The 16,950-nt window shown below is 62.0% G+C and carries 15 protein-coding genes; 10 read left to right on the forward strand and 5 right to left on the reverse strand.

Translation table 11 applies throughout. The features are described from left to right. Nucleotides 1-13: 13 nt before the first annotated feature. Genes folK through HZC36_03420 form a run of 3 tightly spaced genes read left to right on the forward strand, consistent with a single transcriptional unit; the run spans nt 14 to nt 3,200 of the window. Complete coding sequence (folK, locus tag HZC36_03410) at nt 14-538, forward strand: 2-amino-4-hydroxy-6-hydroxymethyldihydropteridine diphosphokinase (protein ID MBI5706020.1); 525 nt, start codon at nt 14-16, stop codon at nt 536-538. Then, nucleotides 507-1,790, forward strand: a complete 1,284-nt coding sequence (locus tag HZC36_03415) for a type II secretion system F family protein (GenBank protein MBI5706021.1) — start codon at nt 507-509, stop codon at nt 1,788-1,790. Before folK ends, HZC36_03415 begins: the two co-directional genes overlap by 32 nt. Nucleotides 1,791-1,832: 42 nt before the next feature. Then, nucleotides 1,833-3,200, forward strand: coding sequence for a type II secretion system F family protein (locus HZC36_03420; protein MBI5706022.1), 1,368 nt, complete (start codon nt 1,833-1,835; stop codon nt 3,198-3,200). 228 nt (nt 3,201-3,428) lie between these two features. On the opposite strand, the gene HZC36_03425 is transcribed toward HZC36_03420, so the two are convergent. Continuing rightward, complete coding sequence (locus tag HZC36_03425) at nt 3,429-4,604, reverse strand: esterase family protein (GenBank protein MBI5706023.1); 1,176 nt, start codon at nt 4,602-4,604, stop codon at nt 3,429-3,431. 269 nt (nt 4,605-4,873) lie between these two features. Between HZC36_03425 and HZC36_03430 the strand changes: the two genes are divergently transcribed. After that, on the forward strand, nt 4,874-6,361 hold the full coding sequence (locus HZC36_03430) for a peptidase S10 (GenBank protein ID MBI5706024.1): 1,488 nt from the start codon (nt 4,874-4,876) through the stop codon (nt 6,359-6,361). A 246-nt stretch (nt 6,362-6,607) separates the two neighbouring features. Next, nucleotides 6,608-7,507: a M55 family metallopeptidase gene (locus HZC36_03435; protein ID MBI5706025.1), complete on the forward strand. Its 900-nt coding sequence runs from the start codon at nt 6,608-6,610 to the stop codon at nt 7,505-7,507. Nucleotides 7,508-7,667: 160 nt separating this feature from the next. Here the strand turns inward: HZC36_03435 and HZC36_03440 are convergent, their stop codons facing one another. Further along, entirely contained in the window at nt 7,668-8,879 is a 1,212-nt protein-coding gene (locus HZC36_03440) for a hypothetical protein (protein ID MBI5706026.1), read from the reverse strand. Further along, nucleotides 8,876-9,424 (reverse strand): sigma-70 family RNA polymerase sigma factor, encoded by a 549-nt coding sequence (locus tag HZC36_03445; protein ID MBI5706027.1) that lies wholly within the window; start codon nt 9,422-9,424, stop codon nt 8,876-8,878. Before HZC36_03445 ends, HZC36_03440 begins: the two co-directional genes overlap by 4 nt. 423 nt (nt 9,425-9,847) lie before the next feature. Between HZC36_03445 and HZC36_03450 the strand changes: the two genes are divergently transcribed. From HZC36_03450 to HZC36_03460, 3 genes are all read left to right on the forward strand, one after another. Continuing rightward, nucleotides 9,848-11,158: a hypothetical protein gene (locus HZC36_03450; protein MBI5706028.1), complete on the forward strand. Its 1,311-nt coding sequence runs from the start codon at nt 9,848-9,850 to the stop codon at nt 11,156-11,158. A 273-nt stretch (nt 11,159-11,431) separates the two neighbouring features. Beyond that, nucleotides 11,432-11,719 carry a type II toxin-antitoxin system Phd/YefM family antitoxin gene (locus HZC36_03455; protein MBI5706029.1) on the forward strand — a complete coding sequence of 96 codons (288 nt, stop codon included), beginning with the start codon at nt 11,432-11,434 and terminating at the stop codon, nt 11,717-11,719. Next, the gene (locus HZC36_03460; GenBank protein ID MBI5706030.1) at nt 11,703-12,029 is read left to right on the forward strand and encodes a type II toxin-antitoxin system RelE/ParE family toxin; all 327 of its coding nucleotides are present in this window, start codon (nt 11,703-11,705) and stop codon (nt 12,027-12,029) included. Before HZC36_03455 ends, HZC36_03460 begins: the two co-directional genes overlap by 17 nt. Here HZC36_03460 and HZC36_03465 read toward each other — a convergent pair whose 3' ends face one another. After that, complete coding sequence (locus HZC36_03465; GenBank protein MBI5706031.1) at nt 12,030-13,160, reverse strand: protease complex subunit PrcB family protein; 1,131 nt, start codon at nt 13,158-13,160, stop codon at nt 12,030-12,032. A gap of 406 nt (nt 13,161-13,566) precedes the next feature. On the opposite strand from HZC36_03465, the gene HZC36_03470 reads away from it, so the two are divergent. Then, nucleotides 13,567-14,772, forward strand: a complete 1,206-nt coding sequence (locus HZC36_03470) for a glycine C-acetyltransferase (GenBank protein MBI5706032.1) — start codon at nt 13,567-13,569, stop codon at nt 14,770-14,772. 90 nt (nt 14,773-14,862) lie between these two features. Here HZC36_03470 and der read toward each other — a convergent pair whose 3' ends face one another. Next, complete coding sequence (gene der / locus HZC36_03475) at nt 14,863-16,107, reverse strand: ribosome biogenesis GTPase Der (GenBank protein ID MBI5706033.1); 1,245 nt, start codon at nt 16,105-16,107, stop codon at nt 14,863-14,865. Nucleotides 16,108-16,351: 244 nt separating this feature from the next. Here der and HZC36_03480 point away from each other — a divergent pair, with 244 nt between their 5' ends. Continuing rightward, complete coding sequence (locus tag HZC36_03480) at nt 16,352-16,942, forward strand: acyloxyacyl hydrolase (GenBank protein MBI5706034.1); 591 nt, start codon at nt 16,352-16,354, stop codon at nt 16,940-16,942. The last annotated feature ends 8 nt before the right edge of the window (nt 16,943-16,950 follow it).

Consider the following 16,950-nt stretch of genomic DNA (forward strand, 5'->3'; position numbering starts at 1 on the left):
CATAATCCGTTCCATGGTCCTCATCGCCATCGGACTGGGATCGAACTGCGGCGACCGGCGGAGCTTCTTGACTCGCGCGGTCCAATCCCTCGATGGCGCCTTCAACCGCGTGGCCGTGAGCCACCTCTATGAGACCGCCCCCATGTACGTCCTGAACCAGCCCGCATTCCTGAACGCCGCCGCGCTGTATCGCACGGACAAGGGACCGCTCGAAGTGCTGGCCGTACTCAAAAGGATCGAAAAGGACTTGGGCCGCACACCCAGGGTGAGGAACGGCCCCCGAGAGCTCGACCTGGACCTGCTGGCCTTCGGAAGGGCGCAGCTTCGGTCCGAGCGGAACGGCAAAACTGTTTTGCAGGTGCCTCACCCAAGGATTCCTGAGCGCCGGTTCGTGCTCCAGCCGCTCGCCGAGATCGCTCCCGACCTGGTCCTACCGGGTCTCGGGCGCATCAAGGACCTGTTGGCCGCAACGGAATCGCAGGCCCAAGACGTCCGTTTGCTTGAAGATGCCGACCTTTCGCTATCTGGCGCAAGATAATGCCGGTACCAGGCTCGACGGCGAGATCGAAGCCTCGTCGCTGCGCGACGCCCAGTTGCGACTGCGCCAGCGGGGCCTAAATCCGCTCTCGGTGGCGTCATCGGCAACCGTGGCAGCTCCCCCAGCTCGGCGCTCCGTGCCCCCTCCGGCGATCCGCGCCCAGTTGGATTCCGTCGCGGGTCAAGCCGTCCAACCCGTCCAGACGGTCAAGACCAAGTTCGGTTCGGACAAGGACCGGTTCTTCATCTTCACGCAGCTCGGCAGCCATCTCAAAGCCGGCATTAACCCCGCCAAGGCGTTTGAGAACCTGTTGACCCACGGGACACCGGCCCACTTTCACGAGGCACTCCAACAAGCAGCTCGGAGCGGGGTCGAAGGAGGGAGCGTCGCAGGAGTCCTTCGCCGATATCCCTATCTCTTTCCCGATCACGTCGTGGCGCTGTATGGCGCAGGAGAACAGGGAGGATTCCTGCCTGAGGCCTGTGAGGCGATTGCCGCTCAAGCTGAGCAGGCGCGTAAGTTCGGCAGACCGTTCGTCTGGCTGAGCTGGCTGACGATCATGGCGCTGGTCTCCGCGCCGCTCGGGTTCTGGGTGGTGCAAAGCGGCATGGACGCCATGCGGCTGCAGGACCAGCAGGGCGGCACCCTACCGGGGATGCAGACTTACAGGGCAGCGCTGCTCGCCGAGCTCAAGTGGCCGATCGGTCCGGCGATGCTCGCCATGCTGATCCTTGGCACGGTCTTCATCCTCTGGTGGCGGTCATTGCGGGTAACGGCCCTGCGCCACAGGCTCACCGCCAGGCTCCCGCTCTCGGGCAAGCGCGGCTGGCACGAGGGCATGGCGCTGTTTGCGTGGACCCTTTCGCACCTGATGAAGGCGGCCCTTGCACCCCGAACCGCGCTCCTTTCAGCAGCCGACGCGATCCCAAACCACAGCGTGCGCGAGGAAATCCGGCAAATCGGAGCCGCCATGGGCGACAACACAGCACTTTCCGCCGCGTTTCGCGGCTCTGCCAAAATGCCACCCGAGTTTTTGGCGCTGATGCAGACCGGCGAAATGGTCGGAGACATGCCCGGGCAACTTCTGATCGTGTCCAGAAGCTGCAGCGAAGCTCAGCAGGAGGTTGAGACCCTCTCCAAATGGCGGATCGGGCTCTGGGCGATTCTCTTGATCGCGTTGGGGTTCGTGTTTGTGGCCTGGCTGCTCTATGGATACATGTATCCGCAGCTCTTCAAGATGTTCGAGGTCTAGCGCCGACCTTTGAGATGCCTTTTTGCGTCTTGAAATAGCAGCATGCCCGTTTTCGAATACCGCGGAACCAACCCGAACGGACAGCCCGCCAGCGGGACCCTTTTTTGCGCCTCGATGGGTGCGGCGGTAGAGGACCTCACCCAACGCGGCTTCACGATCGAGCACCTTCAGATCTCCTCCGGGCTCGGCGATCCGTTGGCCACTCAACAGTCCTCTCAATCGGCCCCGGCCGACACCGCACCGACGCAGGCTGGGGGTCAAGCGACCCAGCCGATGGCAATCGCTGGACCGGCGGCCCCGCCGCGCCCCGAAACGCCCTCAACCACGCCCCGCACGCCGACTTCCCCCGAAAACATCAGCCCGCTCGACGCTCCGCGCTCGGCCATGGTCACCGACTTCTTGGGCCACATCTTTGCCGTGCCGCTTCCCGCCCTGCTCTTCTTCTTTCGGCAGCTCGCCACGATGCTCAACGCCGGGGTGGGCATGGTGGGTTCGCTCGACACGCTGAGCACCCAAACCTCCGATCCACGCCTAAGAGCGGCCATCCAGGAGTTCCGCCTGCAGGCCCTGGAGGGCCGCCCGCTTACCTATGGCCTCTCGCGCTACCCCGAAATCTTCTCACCCCTGATGCTCAGCATGGTCCGCGCCGGGGAGGACGTCGGGCGGATCGACGAATCGCTGAAGCTGGTGGCCCGCCACATCGAAGAAGAAATCGCGCTGCGCAACCTCTACAAGCGCGTCACCTTTTATCCCAAATTCGTGGTGATCGCCTCGATCGCCATTGTGCTGGCAACCAACCTGATCCTCGGAGCTCTCGGCAAGGGGCCGGGGCTCTCCTCTCCGCTCACCGAACCGGCAACTTGGGTGGTGCTCCTACCGCTGATCGTCCTGGCGTTCTTCTTTTTCCGAGTCGGGGTCAAGCAGCCCAGGATTCGGGTCTTCTACGACCAGTTCATCCAGAAGGTCCCTGCGCTGGGAAAAACCATGCACCAGTTCGCGATGGCCAAGTTTGGACGTGCCTTTGGAACGCTCTATGCCGGCGGCGTGCCCATCCAGCGCGCGGCACTGCTGGCTGCCGACTCCTGCGGCAACGAGTACATGCGCCAGCTCGTCTATCCCGCCGCCAAGCAGATCGAGGAAGGCGGGAGCATGGCCGAGGCCTTTGCGCGCACCGGCGCCTTCTCGCCGATCGTGCTCGACATGATGCGCACCGGAGAGACCACCGGCAACGTGGACATGATGATGCAGAAAATGGCGGACTTCTATGAGGATGAAGCCAACACCCGCGCCATCCAGATGGGACACATCTTCGGCGTGGTCTGCCTCATCTGTGTCGCGATGTATATCGGCTATATCGTCTTCAGCTTCTGGTCGGGCTATGCCGCCGGCTTCGGCGGCGAGATGGGCTAACAACACACTACCTCGCCCCTTTTAGGAGAGGTCGGTGAACGAAGTGAACCGGGTGATGGGGCTATGGGAGATCGGTCCGAAGCGGGAAGCATCTTCGCTCTTAGCCCTTCGCGGGATAGGCGGCCGAGAAGAAACCACCTCGCCCCTTGCTTCCGAGTCCCGACGTGTCGGTAAGGGAGAGGTCGGTGAGCTCCGGCGAACCGGGTGAGGGGTCCCGTTCGGCGAGCCCTATTTCTCCTTCCGGAACAGCCACCGAAGCGCGTTCGGCATCTCGACCTGCCCGTGCTTCGCCGAGTGGAACCCCTTACCGTATACGAACTTGGTGTCATAGCCCCCGAACTTGAGGGCCGCCGCCATGTCCTGGTTGGCGATGGGCCAACTGCCGGCCGCGTTGTCCAGATCGTTCGAGCCATCCTGAAGGTACACGCGGATCGGCTTGGGCTCGCCCTTGCCGTCCCATCCCCTTCGTTTGCGGATGATCGCCGGGTAGGTGTTGCCACCGCCCACGCCGGTCGAACCGCCCTGCAGGTTCGCAAAGCTCCCGATCCAGCTCATCACGAGCCCAAACTTGTCCGGCCGCTCCCACGCCACGGTGAAACTGCAAATACCCCCGGAGCTAAGGCCCGCGACGCAGCGTTTCATCGGGTCCTGGGTGATCCTGAACTTGCTCTCGACTGTAGGCAGAAGCTCTTCAATAAGGAACCGGGCGTAGGCGTCCCCGAGCGAGTCGTATTCCCTTGAGCGGTCGGACCGCCCATCCGGAAAGGTGCCCGGTGTCACCAGGACCACCACGGTCTGCGGCAGGTCGCCCTGCGCGATCAAGTTGTCCATGAACGTCGGCACGTACTCGTGCGCCCACTGGCCGTCCTGAAAAACGATCAAGTTCGACTCTTTCGCCGGGTCGAAGCTCGCCGGCGTGTAGAGCCACCAGTCGTGCCAAGTGCCTCCGAAAACCTTGCTCGTCATCCTCGGCATCACCTCCAGCTTGCCTTTGGGCACGTTGGGCTGGGGTTTTGCTTCTTTGGGGAAGATGAACGCCTCGAGTTCCCGCGAATTGCCCTGCGCCCTTCCGTCCACCGTGTAGACCCAACGGAAGCACTCGCCCAAAGGTAACCTGGCCGCCCCCACAAAGAGCCTGCCTCGACCCACCTGGACCAACGAGATGGAGAAGTCCTCTGCGAGCGCCTTGACCGACGCCGATTTGGCGCCCTCTTGAACCCGAATCGCAAAGGCGAAAGTAAGCCCGTCGGCCTTGGCGTCAGCGCCGGTGGCGAGCTTGCCTACCCCGCCGAACCACGCCGTGAGCTCTTCCTCAACCTTGGCAGACCTCAGGCCGTCTTTCGAAGACAACGCTGACAGCAGCTTGTCGGGGGTCCAATCGGTGTTCTGGGATGGAGCAGCCATGGTGAGTCCAATCATCAGGGAGATCATCGTTGGTCAGGGGAGTTCGCCGCCTACATCGGAAGTCCCTTCTAAGCCTCTCGCACGTGAGCCACGACTTGAAGCTCCGTCGAATTGACCCCGCAAGGGTTCAGAAGAGAGTGGCCCGGGGTCGCGCCCCGCGCGCCCCCGGGTCCGCCGCCACCCAAATCCCAGCTCCCCGACGGGGTGCCACAACCTGGGAGCGACTCTGCGCAACTCTACTCGTTTGAGGCCGGTATCCTACGGGTTCCATGAAAGCGCCCACCGCTCTCCTTGCTCTGACCCTCGGCGGCCTACTCCAAGCCCAAGCTCCACTCAACCCCGCTCCCGAGAAGGTCGAGGAGCTTCACAAATACGAGGCTGTGACCCAGCACTCGATCACGATCGGCGGTCAGAAGATCGGCTACAAGGCGATCGCCAGCCACATGCCGATCCGCAACGAAGCCGGCGAGTTGCAGGGCGAGATGTTCTTCGTCGCCTATATCAAAGACGGTGAAGACCCCAAGACGCGGCCCTTGACCTTCGCCTACAATGGCGGCCCAGGCTCGGCTTCTCTTTGGCTCCATGTGGGCACCATCGGCCCTCGCCGCGTCGCGATGAACGAGGATGGCTCGATGCCAAAGCCGCCCTACCACGTGGTCGACAACGAAGAAACCTGGCTGCCAAGCACCGACATCGTGATGGTGGACGCGATGGGCACCGGCTACAGCCGCCTCGCCAAACCGGAGATGAGCAAGCAGTTCTTTGGCGTCCAGGCTGACATCCGGGCCTTCGCCGAGTTCGTTCGGGCTTTCCTAACTCGGTATGGCAGGTTCTCCTCGCCCATCTATTTGGCGGGCGAGAGCTATGGCGGCATTCGCACGGCCGGACTCTCCAATGCACTCTTGAACAACGGCATCGCCCTCAACGGCGCGATCATCATCTCGGGCACGATGAACTTTGGCACGCTCGACGCGGCGCGCGGCAACGACCTCCCCTATGTCGGCTTTCTTCCGACCCTCGCGACGACCGCCTGGTACCACAGAAAGCTCTCGCCCCGGCTTCAGAAGATGACGGTTGAGCAGGTCGCGGCAGAGGCCGAAGCGTTTGCGGGCGGCGAGTATGCGAGCGCGCTGATGAAGGGCACGGACCTGGCTCCCGAAGAGGAAGCGCGCATCGCCAAGCGCGTCAGCGAGCTTACCGGCATCAAGGAGAGCTTTGTCCGCGCCGCGCATCTTCGCGTCTCCGATTGGCGGTTCTACAAAGAACTGCTGCGCGAATCCGGCCAGACGGTCGGGCGACTGGATTCGAGGCTCAAAGGCACCGACGCCGTCGAAGTCGGCGACGGACCAGACTACGACCCGAGCAGTTCAGCGATCGGGCCGGTTTTCTACGCCAGCATTTGCGACTACCTCTCGAACGAGCTGAACTACAAGACGGAGGCCAAGTATCGCATGTGGAACACCGATGGCGGCGAATGGGAGCAGGATCAGGGCGCGATCACCGACACCACCGAGGCCCTTCGTCAGGCGATGGTCCAGAACCCCCACATGAAGCTGATGATGGTCTACGGCTGGTATGACCTGGCTTGCCCGTTCTACGCGGCGAAATACAGCCTACGGCACATGGACCTGAAGAGGCAGGCGCTCGACAGGATTTCCTGGCAGTACTACACCGCCGGCCACATGATGTATATCGAGGCGGCCTCTCGCATCAAGCTGGCGAAGGATGTCGCTGCGTTTATCGGGGGAAGTAAATGAAACCATCGGCGATGCGCGATGAGCCCCCTCCTTGGTTTTGCGAAGCGAAACTGCTTCCGAGTCCCGACATGTCGGGAAGGAGGGGGTTGTCGAAGATCCCGCCGAGCGAAGCCAGGGGAACGAAGTCGGGAGGGGTGGAGACAACGCCACAACACCAAATACCTGATAACCTGACCACCTGACGATCAGATCGCCCTCACAACCCTCACCACACTCACCATTCTCACCATCCTCACCAGTCCCCCCATGAACGTCTACATCTCCGCCGACATCGAGGGCATCACCGGAATCGCCTCCTGGACTCAGGCCGAGGGGCCGACCACTGAGGCCTATGACTTCGCTTTTGCCAGGCGGATGTACACCCACGACGTGAACGCAGCGATCCGGGGCGCCCGGGCAGCCGGCGCCAAGCGCGTGGTGGTCAAGGACTCCCACGGTTGGTGCAAGAATCTGCTGGTCGACGAGCTGGAACTCGGCACAGAACTCATCTCGGGCTACGGCGCCATGCCTGCCGGAATGATGGAGGGGATTGGTGGCGATGACTCGTTTTCACCTGAAAACCTGAAAACCAAGACACCCGGCACTACTCCAATTCCTCCTTTCGACGCCGCGATTCTTGTGGGCTACCACGCCATGGCGGGCAAACGAGGCCTAATGGCCCACGCTTTGGTCGGCGGACTCCACCGCTTCTGGATCAACGGCAAAGAAGCCGGCGAGATCGCCTATTCCGCCGCCACCGCAGGCGCTTTTGGCGTCCCGCTCGTCGCCGTAACCAGCGATGACTGCGGATGCGCCGAGGCAAGCGCTCTGAACATCGGCATCCGGACCTATGCCGTCAAGGCCGCCATGGGCCGCTTCATGGCCTGGATGAAGCACCCCAGCGAAACCGGCCCCGGCATCGAAAAGGCCATCAGAGATGCTGTGGCGAACGCCAAGCGGATAGCCCCGGTGAGGTTTGAGGGCGAGGTCTCGATGAAGATCAGTTTCCAGAACGACAATCTGGCAGAACTGGCCTCACAGATTCCTGGTGTCTCGCGCCCGGAGCCCTACGTCCTCGAATGGTCCGCCCCCAGCTTTCTGGAAGCGGCAGCCATGGCGCAATTGGTTTTCGATACGTCGCGTGCAGGAAGGGTGCTGGAGAGGTAAGGGGTTGAGAGCTCGGGCCCGAGGTCAGAGGTCTGAGGTCCGGAAGCCACCTCGCCCCCTGGGGAGAGGCGGTGAACGCAGTGAACCGGGTGAGGGGCCAGCGTGAATCCAATCCTGGCGGCTAGGCAGCCGGCCCCTCGTTGGTCTTTCAGACTGGGGCTCACCCCTTTCGTATCCCCGCTGAAAAGATGCAGGGGATGTCGCCGATCTGGGCAGACAGGACCATCTGCAGACTCACGGGCGAGCCATCGGACTCCGTCTCCTCCTGAATGAAAGCCACCAGCTTTGGCGAGCGGAACGTGAACACCATGACGTCATCGAACACGCGGCGCTCATCGGCAGGGACAGCTGAAATCCTCTTCTGCAGATCGCGCACATAGACCCTGGTAAGGTCCGCGCTCTTCGGGCCATAGGGCTTGGGCAGCCTGACCGCCATGCGCAAGGTGTCGCCTTCGATCATCCAAACGGACTTCTCGACCCCGGCATTCAAGTACACACGGACGTCGTCCACCCAAGATGCCCAGTCCCAGCCCGAGTACTGGCCGTGGCCCGGGCCGGTTGTGAGTTGAACGTGGAATCCCGGTGTCGTTTGGGCTACGGCGAGCTGCAACGTCACCGGTTGCCAGCGCGAGTCCACGCTCAAAACATCAATTCCGGCGACGGGCCCGCTGTCGGCTTCGGTCCCAGTGCCAATGCCCAGGTTCAGCCACTTGTTGTCAGCGGCACCGCCTCGCGGGGAAAGCACCCACGTGGCCAGGCGGATGATGCCGCCTGCCGGAACCGGTGTATTGAACCGCTTGTCATAAAGCCCGCCATATTCGCGGTGATAGAACTTAAGTGACTTCGAGCCCGAATGGGCCTCCTCGCCGCTCAACTCGGCGTAGTTGGGACCGTTGGGCTGTGGTTTCCAGGCCCCAAGGCCGGATTCGAAGTCGTCGAAGAACCCTCCTCCACGAACAAAGGCCTCATTCAAGAACGGCACGTCGAGGAACTCCGCACTGCTCTTGGCATCCACGGTGGGCACCAGCAGGGCGATTCCTGCAAATCCTCCGAGCGCGATCCCAAGCACCAGAGTCAACGAAGTTCCGCCGGCAAACATCAGCCAGCGAAAACCAGGGCTGGTCCTTCTCGAAGAGGAACTGCTGGATTCACTGCGAGGCCGTGAACTCGCCAGCAGCACTTCCGCTCCGGCCATACCCTCTGGGTCCGCAACAAGCAGCGCCATCGCCGCATCAAGCCTCTGGGACTTCGCCAGATTCGCCGCGCACCCGCTGCACGACTCAGCATGCTGCTTGATCTCGGCCAGCAAAGCGGGCGGGAGCTCCACCGGAGCACTCCCAGCCAGCGCCTTTCTAACGTGTCGGCAGGTCATTCGAACACCACCTCCATTTTCTCGCACACCGAACGGAACCTCCCCCGAGCCCGCTTCAGTCTTTGCTTCACCGCTTCCTGCGTCAATCCCAACTTCTGTCCAATCTCCTCAAGGCTGTAGCCCTCGGAGTAGACCAGGCGCAGTACCTCCGCCTGCGGTTCAGGCAGATGGGCCATGACTTCACCCACGCGCTGCCTTAGGAACCGCGCCTCGATCAACCGTTGGCCGTCCGGCTGCCCCGGTTCGCTCCCGTCCGACCTTTGTCGCTTCACATCCGACTCGACAGCCTCCAGCGGCAGTTCCCTCTTCTGAAGCCGGAGCCGGTCGATGAAGAGATGCACGAGCGAGGTTCTCAGGTAGGGCCACAGGTCGCGATTCTGGTCCAGCCCGTCCTTTCCTGCGGCGTTGGCCATGGCCTGGTGGGCCAGGTCGCAGGCGGACTCGCTGTCGCCCTGGCACAGCCTTAGGGCCAGGCGCTCAAGGCGCCTGGCGTGAAGGGCTGTGCCACCCCACCGGTTGTGGTCCTCTGAATCCTGCTCGAGCATCTTTCCCGGCCCCGCCGGCTCTCTTCTTCACTTAGGATACGGGGAGAGGGGGATTAGGTGTCGGGTGACACCGTACGGTCAAGTCCCCGTGCTTTTATTGGCGGCGAACCCGCCCTGGAGGATATTTTGGTTTGCTTCAAACGACTTACTGCTCTAGCATTTCTGACACTTGTCGGCCCCGCTGCAAGGCCAGAGGCACTTGATATTGTCTGGAGCGTCAATGCTCTTGGACCGTATTCGGGCCAGTTTGCCCTCGCGTTCTCGCCAGACGGACAGTACGTTGCTTCAGGCGGGTCCAATCCTTGGACGAGCTCTGACGTCGCTATCCACATTCGAAGTGCCGCCGATGGAGCGCTTGTCCAGGGCCTTGGCGACCCCAATGAGTTCCCCACGAGAATCCGCTTTTCAGCTGATGGCTCCCGGATGGCCGTAACAGGTGGCACGGGTGGCGGAGGTGATTCCGTCACCGTTTGGAACACCTTAGGCTGGACCGTCTATCGTTCCTGGAGCTGGAGCCCCCTCGGCATCTCTGGCGTGGCCTTCTCGCCGCAGAATCGTGACCTGGTGGCAACAGGAGTAGATCATGGGGATTCACGGGTCTGGGACCTGTCTGGTGGCTCGCCGGCAACGGTTTGGGCAGCCAGCCATGGAGACACGGTTGCAGGCGTTGACTGGTCACCTACTGGTAACGTGGGTGTGTTCGTCGGCGGGGGCACCAACCCCTATGTTCAAGTCCGAAACATGGCGACAGGAAGCGTCCTCGCCACACTGTATCACCCCTCTGCGCCGCTCTATGACGTTAAGTTCAGCCCTGATGGCTCTACGTTCGCCACTGCCGGCGGGCCGAGCAGCGGAGGCGCCATCGTCGTCTGGAGCAGCGTGTCCTTGACAGAACTGAGGCGCATCCACATCCCTTCAGGAAACGTTCAGTCTCTTTGCTTCTCCCCTGACGGAACGATGATCATGGGCGCATGTCAAGACAACACTGTCCGAGTCTTCGACTCCGCCTCGGGGTTGGAGCTTCATGCTTTCGACACTTCGACCTTGAGTGGAGCGTTCCCTTATGCCGCGGAGTTCTCCCCCGACGGGCGGACCTTTGCAGTCCTGACTTGGGATGGTGTTGTTGCACTGGCCCGCATGCCAAATCAGGACTCCGACTCCGACGGCCTCACGGACTCAGACGAGACCAACGTCCATTTCACAGATCCATACGACTCGGACACCGACGACGACGGACTGCTGGATGGCACCGAAGTTGACATGGCCAACGGCTCCGGTTGCCCGAACCCACTCGATCCTGACTCCGACGATGATGGGCTCTCTGACGGAGCCGAAGTGCAGCTTGGCACGAGCCCCTGCAACCCGGACACGGATGGTGACGGGATTGGCGACGCCACCGATCCAACCCCAACCGTTCCCGGAGCAACGAACTCCTGGATCGAAGCGTTTGTCCGGGACCTCTCCGAAGAAGTGGGAGCGTTCAACCTTGGCTTGATCCAGGCGCCCAACGGAAACGCCGCCAAAGGCCGTCGCAATGCGATGAGCAATATGCTCGCCAATGCGGCCAACAAGGTCGCGATCGGTGACCGCTACGGCGCGATTGCCGATCTACGCGACCTGCTCAAGAAGATTGACGGCGACCCATCACCCCCGGACTGGATGGTGGACTCTCAAGAAAAGGACGACCTGTATCAGTACGTGACGTTAATGATCGCGCTGCTTTCGATGCCGTAAAGTGACTCGAGTAGCTCCGAACGAATTGTCGGAGCTACCCATCCCACCTACACAGGCCGCAGTGGCAACTGCATTTCGCCCTCTTCCCGGCTGGGGGGAGGGTGACGTCTTTGCGCTTGTAGGTCGGGATGCCGGCGATGTTGGCGATGGCGGCAGACGGGGTCTATGCATTGGGGTTGGGCTCTATGGCTTCGGCCGTGCGCGGTCCCACGCGACCGCAGGGACAGCGGCAAAAGCTGTGCTATCATAGAATTCTCAGATTCTGGTGACACGATGCTCGACCTCCGCAACATCCATTCCTTGACCGACTTTCTTCGCAACCATAAGCGACACGTTCAGAGGCTGAAAGACGGCGCCGTGCCGGAAGTCCTCACGGTGAATGGGAAGCCAGAACTGGTCGTCCAGAGCGCCGAGAGCTACCAGGCCCTGCTCGACCGACTCCAGCACGCGGAGAGTGTTGCCGGCTTGCGGCTCGCCTACGGGCAAGTCCGGGAAGGCAAGACGCGGGAGTACCGAGAGGCGATGGACGAATTGAGAGCCCAACATGGCCTTTCGGATTGAGATCACACCGCTGGCGCTCGCTGACATTGCAGACTGCGTCAGCCACTATGCCGTCGAAGCGTCGCCCTCAGTGGCTAAGAAGTGGCTCCAGGGCCTGGACTTGAGGATCGAGTCGCTCCGCAAGATGCCGAGACGATGCTCCCTCGCCCCTGAGCGCGACGACCTTGAGTTTGAAGTCCGCCAGCTACGCTTCAAGTCGCACCGGGTGATGTTCTTGGTTGAGGGCGACAAGAGGTCGGGCATCGTCATCATTTTGCGCGTGTATCACAGCGCTCGCCGTCCAATTGGCAGGACCGACATCGGGTTGTGATCACCCATCCCATCGGCACAGGCCGCAGTGGCAATTGCATTTCGCCCTCTTCCCAGCCGGGGGGAGGGTGACGTCTTTGCGCTTGTACGTCGGGATGCCGGCGATCCGGTCGATCGCGATGACGACGTAGGGGGAGGAGGTGTTTAGGTTCTGGGTGTTCAGGTTTTGGGTGTTGGGTGATGGGCCGGACCAGGACTCTGAACCCTCAGACCTTGGACCTCGGACCTCGGACCTATCGTCCCTTGGTCCCTCTGTCCCTTGATCCCTTCCCTGCTGACTCACGACGTACGTGACCTCCAGGTTCGCGGCGTTCTTTCGGACGATGCTCTCCACATACACCGAAGCCCCAGCGCCCAGCTTTCCGGTGTTGATGGCCATCAGCCGCTGCTTGACCCAGTCGATCCCCTTCGGCGCGGACTGCGGAGCGTTTCCGGTGTTGCGAGCCCAATAAGTCTGCCACGAGGCTTCGTTGTCCATCACGTTGGTCTCAAACCGCTCGAACCGGCTGTCGTTCCCCTGCTTGTAGGTTCGCCACTGAATGTTCTGCAGCGGGTCGAACGGGTTGCCGGTGAATCCGGGAGTCCCGGAGATGAAGTAGCCCAGCACCTGCCACTCGCTGCCTCCATGATTGCAGTAGCAGCAGCAATGGCAGCTCCCTTCGCCCCAATCGATGCCGGCGCGGCCCTGCACCGTGCGCTTGCTAAAGGAGACCGTACCCGGCACTCGCGGAAGGCGAATCATCACATAAGGGCAGGTGAGCGCCTGCGTCACAGCTTGGCCAGGCGGCGGAGTGGCCTCGACGTAGTAGATCGTCACGTCGTAAGGGCCCGTTTGGCGCACCCCTTCGACGTAGATCTCATAGCCGCCCGTCCGCCGCAGCCCCAAGGTAATTCCAACGACCATTTCTTGAGTGAAATCCACGTCTTTCGGCGCGGCCGCGGTGGCCTCGCCGGTCACCGATTGCCAGTAGGTTTGCCAGGTCGCACCGTTGTTAACGACGACGGTCCGTGGCGCTTGGAAGCGGTCGTGGTTGCCCTTCTTGTAGGTGCGCCAGGGGATGGCGTTCTGGGTTGCGTAGCCTGCGCCGATTTGAGCGCAGGCGCCCGCCACAAAGAGCGCCAATAAGGTCAAAAGCGTGAAGCCTCTCACAAGGATGGAGACGCTTGAGGGCAGCAGATGTTTCAGAGGCGTTCGGGGAACGGGAAGGGTCCGCCAGCGTTCGAAGCAGACTCGGGCCGAGTGTGTCAGAACGCAGCCTCGACAGCGATCAGAAAGTCCGAAATCCGAAATCCGAAATCCGCGTCCTGAAGGTCGTTCTCCCAGAAAAGGCGGGGTGAACCCCGCCCTCCGTTCAATCTCGCCGGACAAAGCTCGGGCAGCCAACATGATCGACGTCCAAACACCCACTACCCACCATCCAACACCTGACAACCTGTCAACCTGAACACCTGAACACCTGACCACCTGAACACCTGACAACCTGAACACCCCTCCTACCCCAGACCCCGTTTCCCGGCTCCAGAGGTAAAACAAACTCATGAACGCCGGATTCCAATCGTGGCTCGCCAGCAACCTCCAAACCCTTAAGGACCAGAACCTCTACAAGGTCCCCCGCATCCTTGAGACCCCAGCGGGCGGGCGCGTGAGGATGAACGGCAAGGAGGTGGTCAACCTCTCCAGCAACAACTATTTGGGGCTGGCGAACCACCCCAAGGTCCGCGCAGCGGCGCTAAAGGCGGTCGAGGAGTGGGGCGTCGGCGCGGGAGCGGTGCGGTGGATCGGCGGCACCATGGCTATTCACGACGAGCTCGAAATGCGCCTCGCCAAGTTCAAAAAGACCGAGGCTGTTCTGGTGTTCACCTCCGGGTTCACCGCCAACTCGGGCTGCATTCCCGCCGTGGTTTCCGATAAGGACGTCATCATCTCCGACGAGCTGAACCACGCCAGCATCATTGATGGCGTGCGCCTGGGCTCCGCCAGCTATAAGAAGTCCGAGGGCTGGGTGTATCCCCACAAGGACCTGAACGGCCTCGAAGACTGCCTGAAGCGCGCCACCGAGAAGGGCTTCGCCAAGAAGATGATCATCACCGACGGGGTATTCAGCATGGACGGCGATATTGCCCCTCTGGACGGCATCGTGGGCTTGGCCGAGCAATACGACGCCTTCGTGATGGTGGATGATGCGCATGGCTCGGGCGTTCTTGGCGAGCACGGCGCGGGCACCACCAGCCACTACGGGCTCTATGGCCGCGTGGACATCCAATTGGGAACGCTCAGCAAGGCGCTCGGCGTGGTCGGTGGCTACATCGCAGGTTCTGCGCTGCTCAAGGACTGGCTCATCAACCGAGGCCGTCCTTACCTCTTCAGTACGGCGCACCCTCCGATGGTCGCCGCGGCACTGATCGCCGCGCTCGACGTGATGGAGAACGACCCCGAGCCGATGAGGAAGCTCTGGGACAACACTCGATGGTGGAAGAAGGCGCTGCAGGAAGCCGGATTCGACACGATGGGCTCGGAAACGCCCATCACGCCGGTCTACATCGGTGATGAGGGCGCCGCCCAGGAGACCGAGAGGCTACTCTGGGAGGAAGGGGTCTACGCGCTTTCGATCGTGTTTCCCACGGTGGGCCGGGGCAAAGCGCGCATTCGTACGATGCCGAACGCAACGCACACTCTCGAAGACCTAGAGTTCTGCCTTGGGGCGTTCAAAAGGGTGCGGGACAAGCTGACGGTCCGCGCATAGGCGCCCAGACACGGGCATTCTGATTGTGCCTGGCCGCATTTTGTTTGCGGCGCTCCGGCAATTCGCCCTTCGCGCCTCGCCTATCGCGATTCACGACTTCTTCTCGTGACTGCTCTTCAGCTTCCAGCGCAGGGGGGTGCCCTCCAAGGGGTACTTCTTGCGGAACTGGTTCTCGATGTAGCGCAGGTAGGAGAAGTGCACGATCTCGGGATCGTTGCAGAAGAGCGCGAACGTCGGCGGGCGGGTGGCCACCTGGGTCGCGTAATAGACCTTGAGGAACTTGCCCTTGGTCGAATAGGGCTTTGAGAAGAGCGCGTCTTGGATCAGGCGATTGAACGGCCCCGTGGCGATGCGAAAGTTGTAGCTGTCCAGAGCCTTGAGCACCGTGTCGAGCACCGGCTCCAGCCCCGCGCTTTCCTTGGCGCTGGTGAAGCACACCGGCGCATAGGAGACCTCGGGCAGTTCATCGCGAATCTGCTGCAGGAACGCTTTCTTCTCGGGTGATTTCTGCTTGGGTTTCCCGTTAGGCGGCTCTTTCACGTCCCATTTGTTCACCGCGATCACCACGGCCTTGCCGCCGTCATGTGCGAGCTTGGCAGTGCGCTTGTCGCCGTCGGTGAGCCCGGCGTCGCCATCCACCACGATCAAGCCCACGTTGGCCCGGTCGAGCGCCTTCATCGCGCGGTCCACCATGTAGTATTCGATGCTGCCTTGGATCTTGCCGCGTCGCCTTAGGCCTGCGGTATCGATCAGGCGGAACCGCTCGTCGCGATAGCTGAGCAGCGTGTCGATGGCGTCGCGGGTGGTGCCCGGGATGTTCGAAACGATGGCGCGCTGCTCGCCCGTGAAGGCGTTCAGCAGCGAGGACTTGCCCACGTTCGGGCGGCCCAAAATGGCGAGCCGAATCTCATCGGGCTCTTCTTCGTCCTTCTCCACTTGCGGAAGCTCTTCGACGATGCGGTCGAGCAGATCGGCCACCCCTTTGCCATGCAGCGACGAGACCATGAAGATCTCACCCAAACCCAGCGCATAGAACTCGCCCGCGTTCGCGGCGCGCTGCGGGTTGTCGGTTTTGTTGACCACCACTAGGATCGGCTTCTTGCTGCCGCGCAGGCGGTTGGCCAGTTCCCAGTCGTCGGGCGTGACGCCGGCAGTCACCTCGGTGAGGAAGAGGATGGTGTCAGCCTCTTCCATGGCGACTTCGGCCTGCACGCGCACTTGCTCGATCTGGTCCTCGACGACTGCGGCGCGGCGCTTGATGAGCCGGTTGAAAAAGGTGCTCTTTCCGACGTTCGGGCGCCCCACGATGACGACGACGGGGAGTTTGGTGGCCATGGCGTGAACCCGAATGGCGCTTGCTTGGAGGGGAATGTTGAGAAATGCAGTCCCAGAGCACGCTGGACTACCATCGTTGAACCTAAGCCACCCAGGCGTCCCGCCTGGGCGACGCCCTTCTCAACAGCCCCTGGTGGGCCGCGCAGCAGGAGCAGGGTACCTGAACGGCGGCCCGGCCCGGGCTCACCGAATCCTCGCCGGCCCGACAAGACTCTTTACTCGTGGGTAAAGTTTGATGCTCAGGATGCCCAACTTCAGAAGCGCATGGATGATGCTCGGCGTCGGTCTCGCCACGGGTGCGATGGCCGACGACACCGCCCTAACCGGGCCGATGGGCAGAGGCAACTGGTATGTCGGCGGATTCCTCGGGCAGTCGATCCCAATCCTGGGGTCTGACGAGGTTCGACGGGGAGGCGCCTTCAGCCTCCAGTACGAGCGCAAGGATCCTCGGATGACCTACCGGGGGTTGTCGGGTTCTTTTGTGCTGGAAGGCTATCTACATTCGACGGTCGGGGGCGCCAAGGGCTCGACCGAGCACAATCGGCTCAACACGCTCGGGTTCCTCGGGATGGCGCGATGGCGTGGGGAAAGGGACTCGCGAGGCTACGCTCCGTATGGGGCGGTGGGCTGGGGGATCAGCTTTGGGAACCGGACGACGGTGGACCTCGACAGCAAGGTCAACTCGACGCCGGTGATCGAGGGCGGATTGAGCTACGCGCCTCCAGGTCAGGAGTGGCTATTCGGGCTGAGGTGGCTACATGCTTCGAATGCCGGCCTAAAGGGCCGGAACCAGGGGCTGAACGAGGTTCACGTGTTCGTCGCGAAGAGGTTCTAGTTAGGGGA

The organism is Armatimonadota bacterium (assembly GCA_016223145.1).
GTDB lineage: Bacteria > Armatimonadota > Fimbriimonadia > Fimbriimonadales > Fimbriimonadaceae > Nitrosymbiomonas.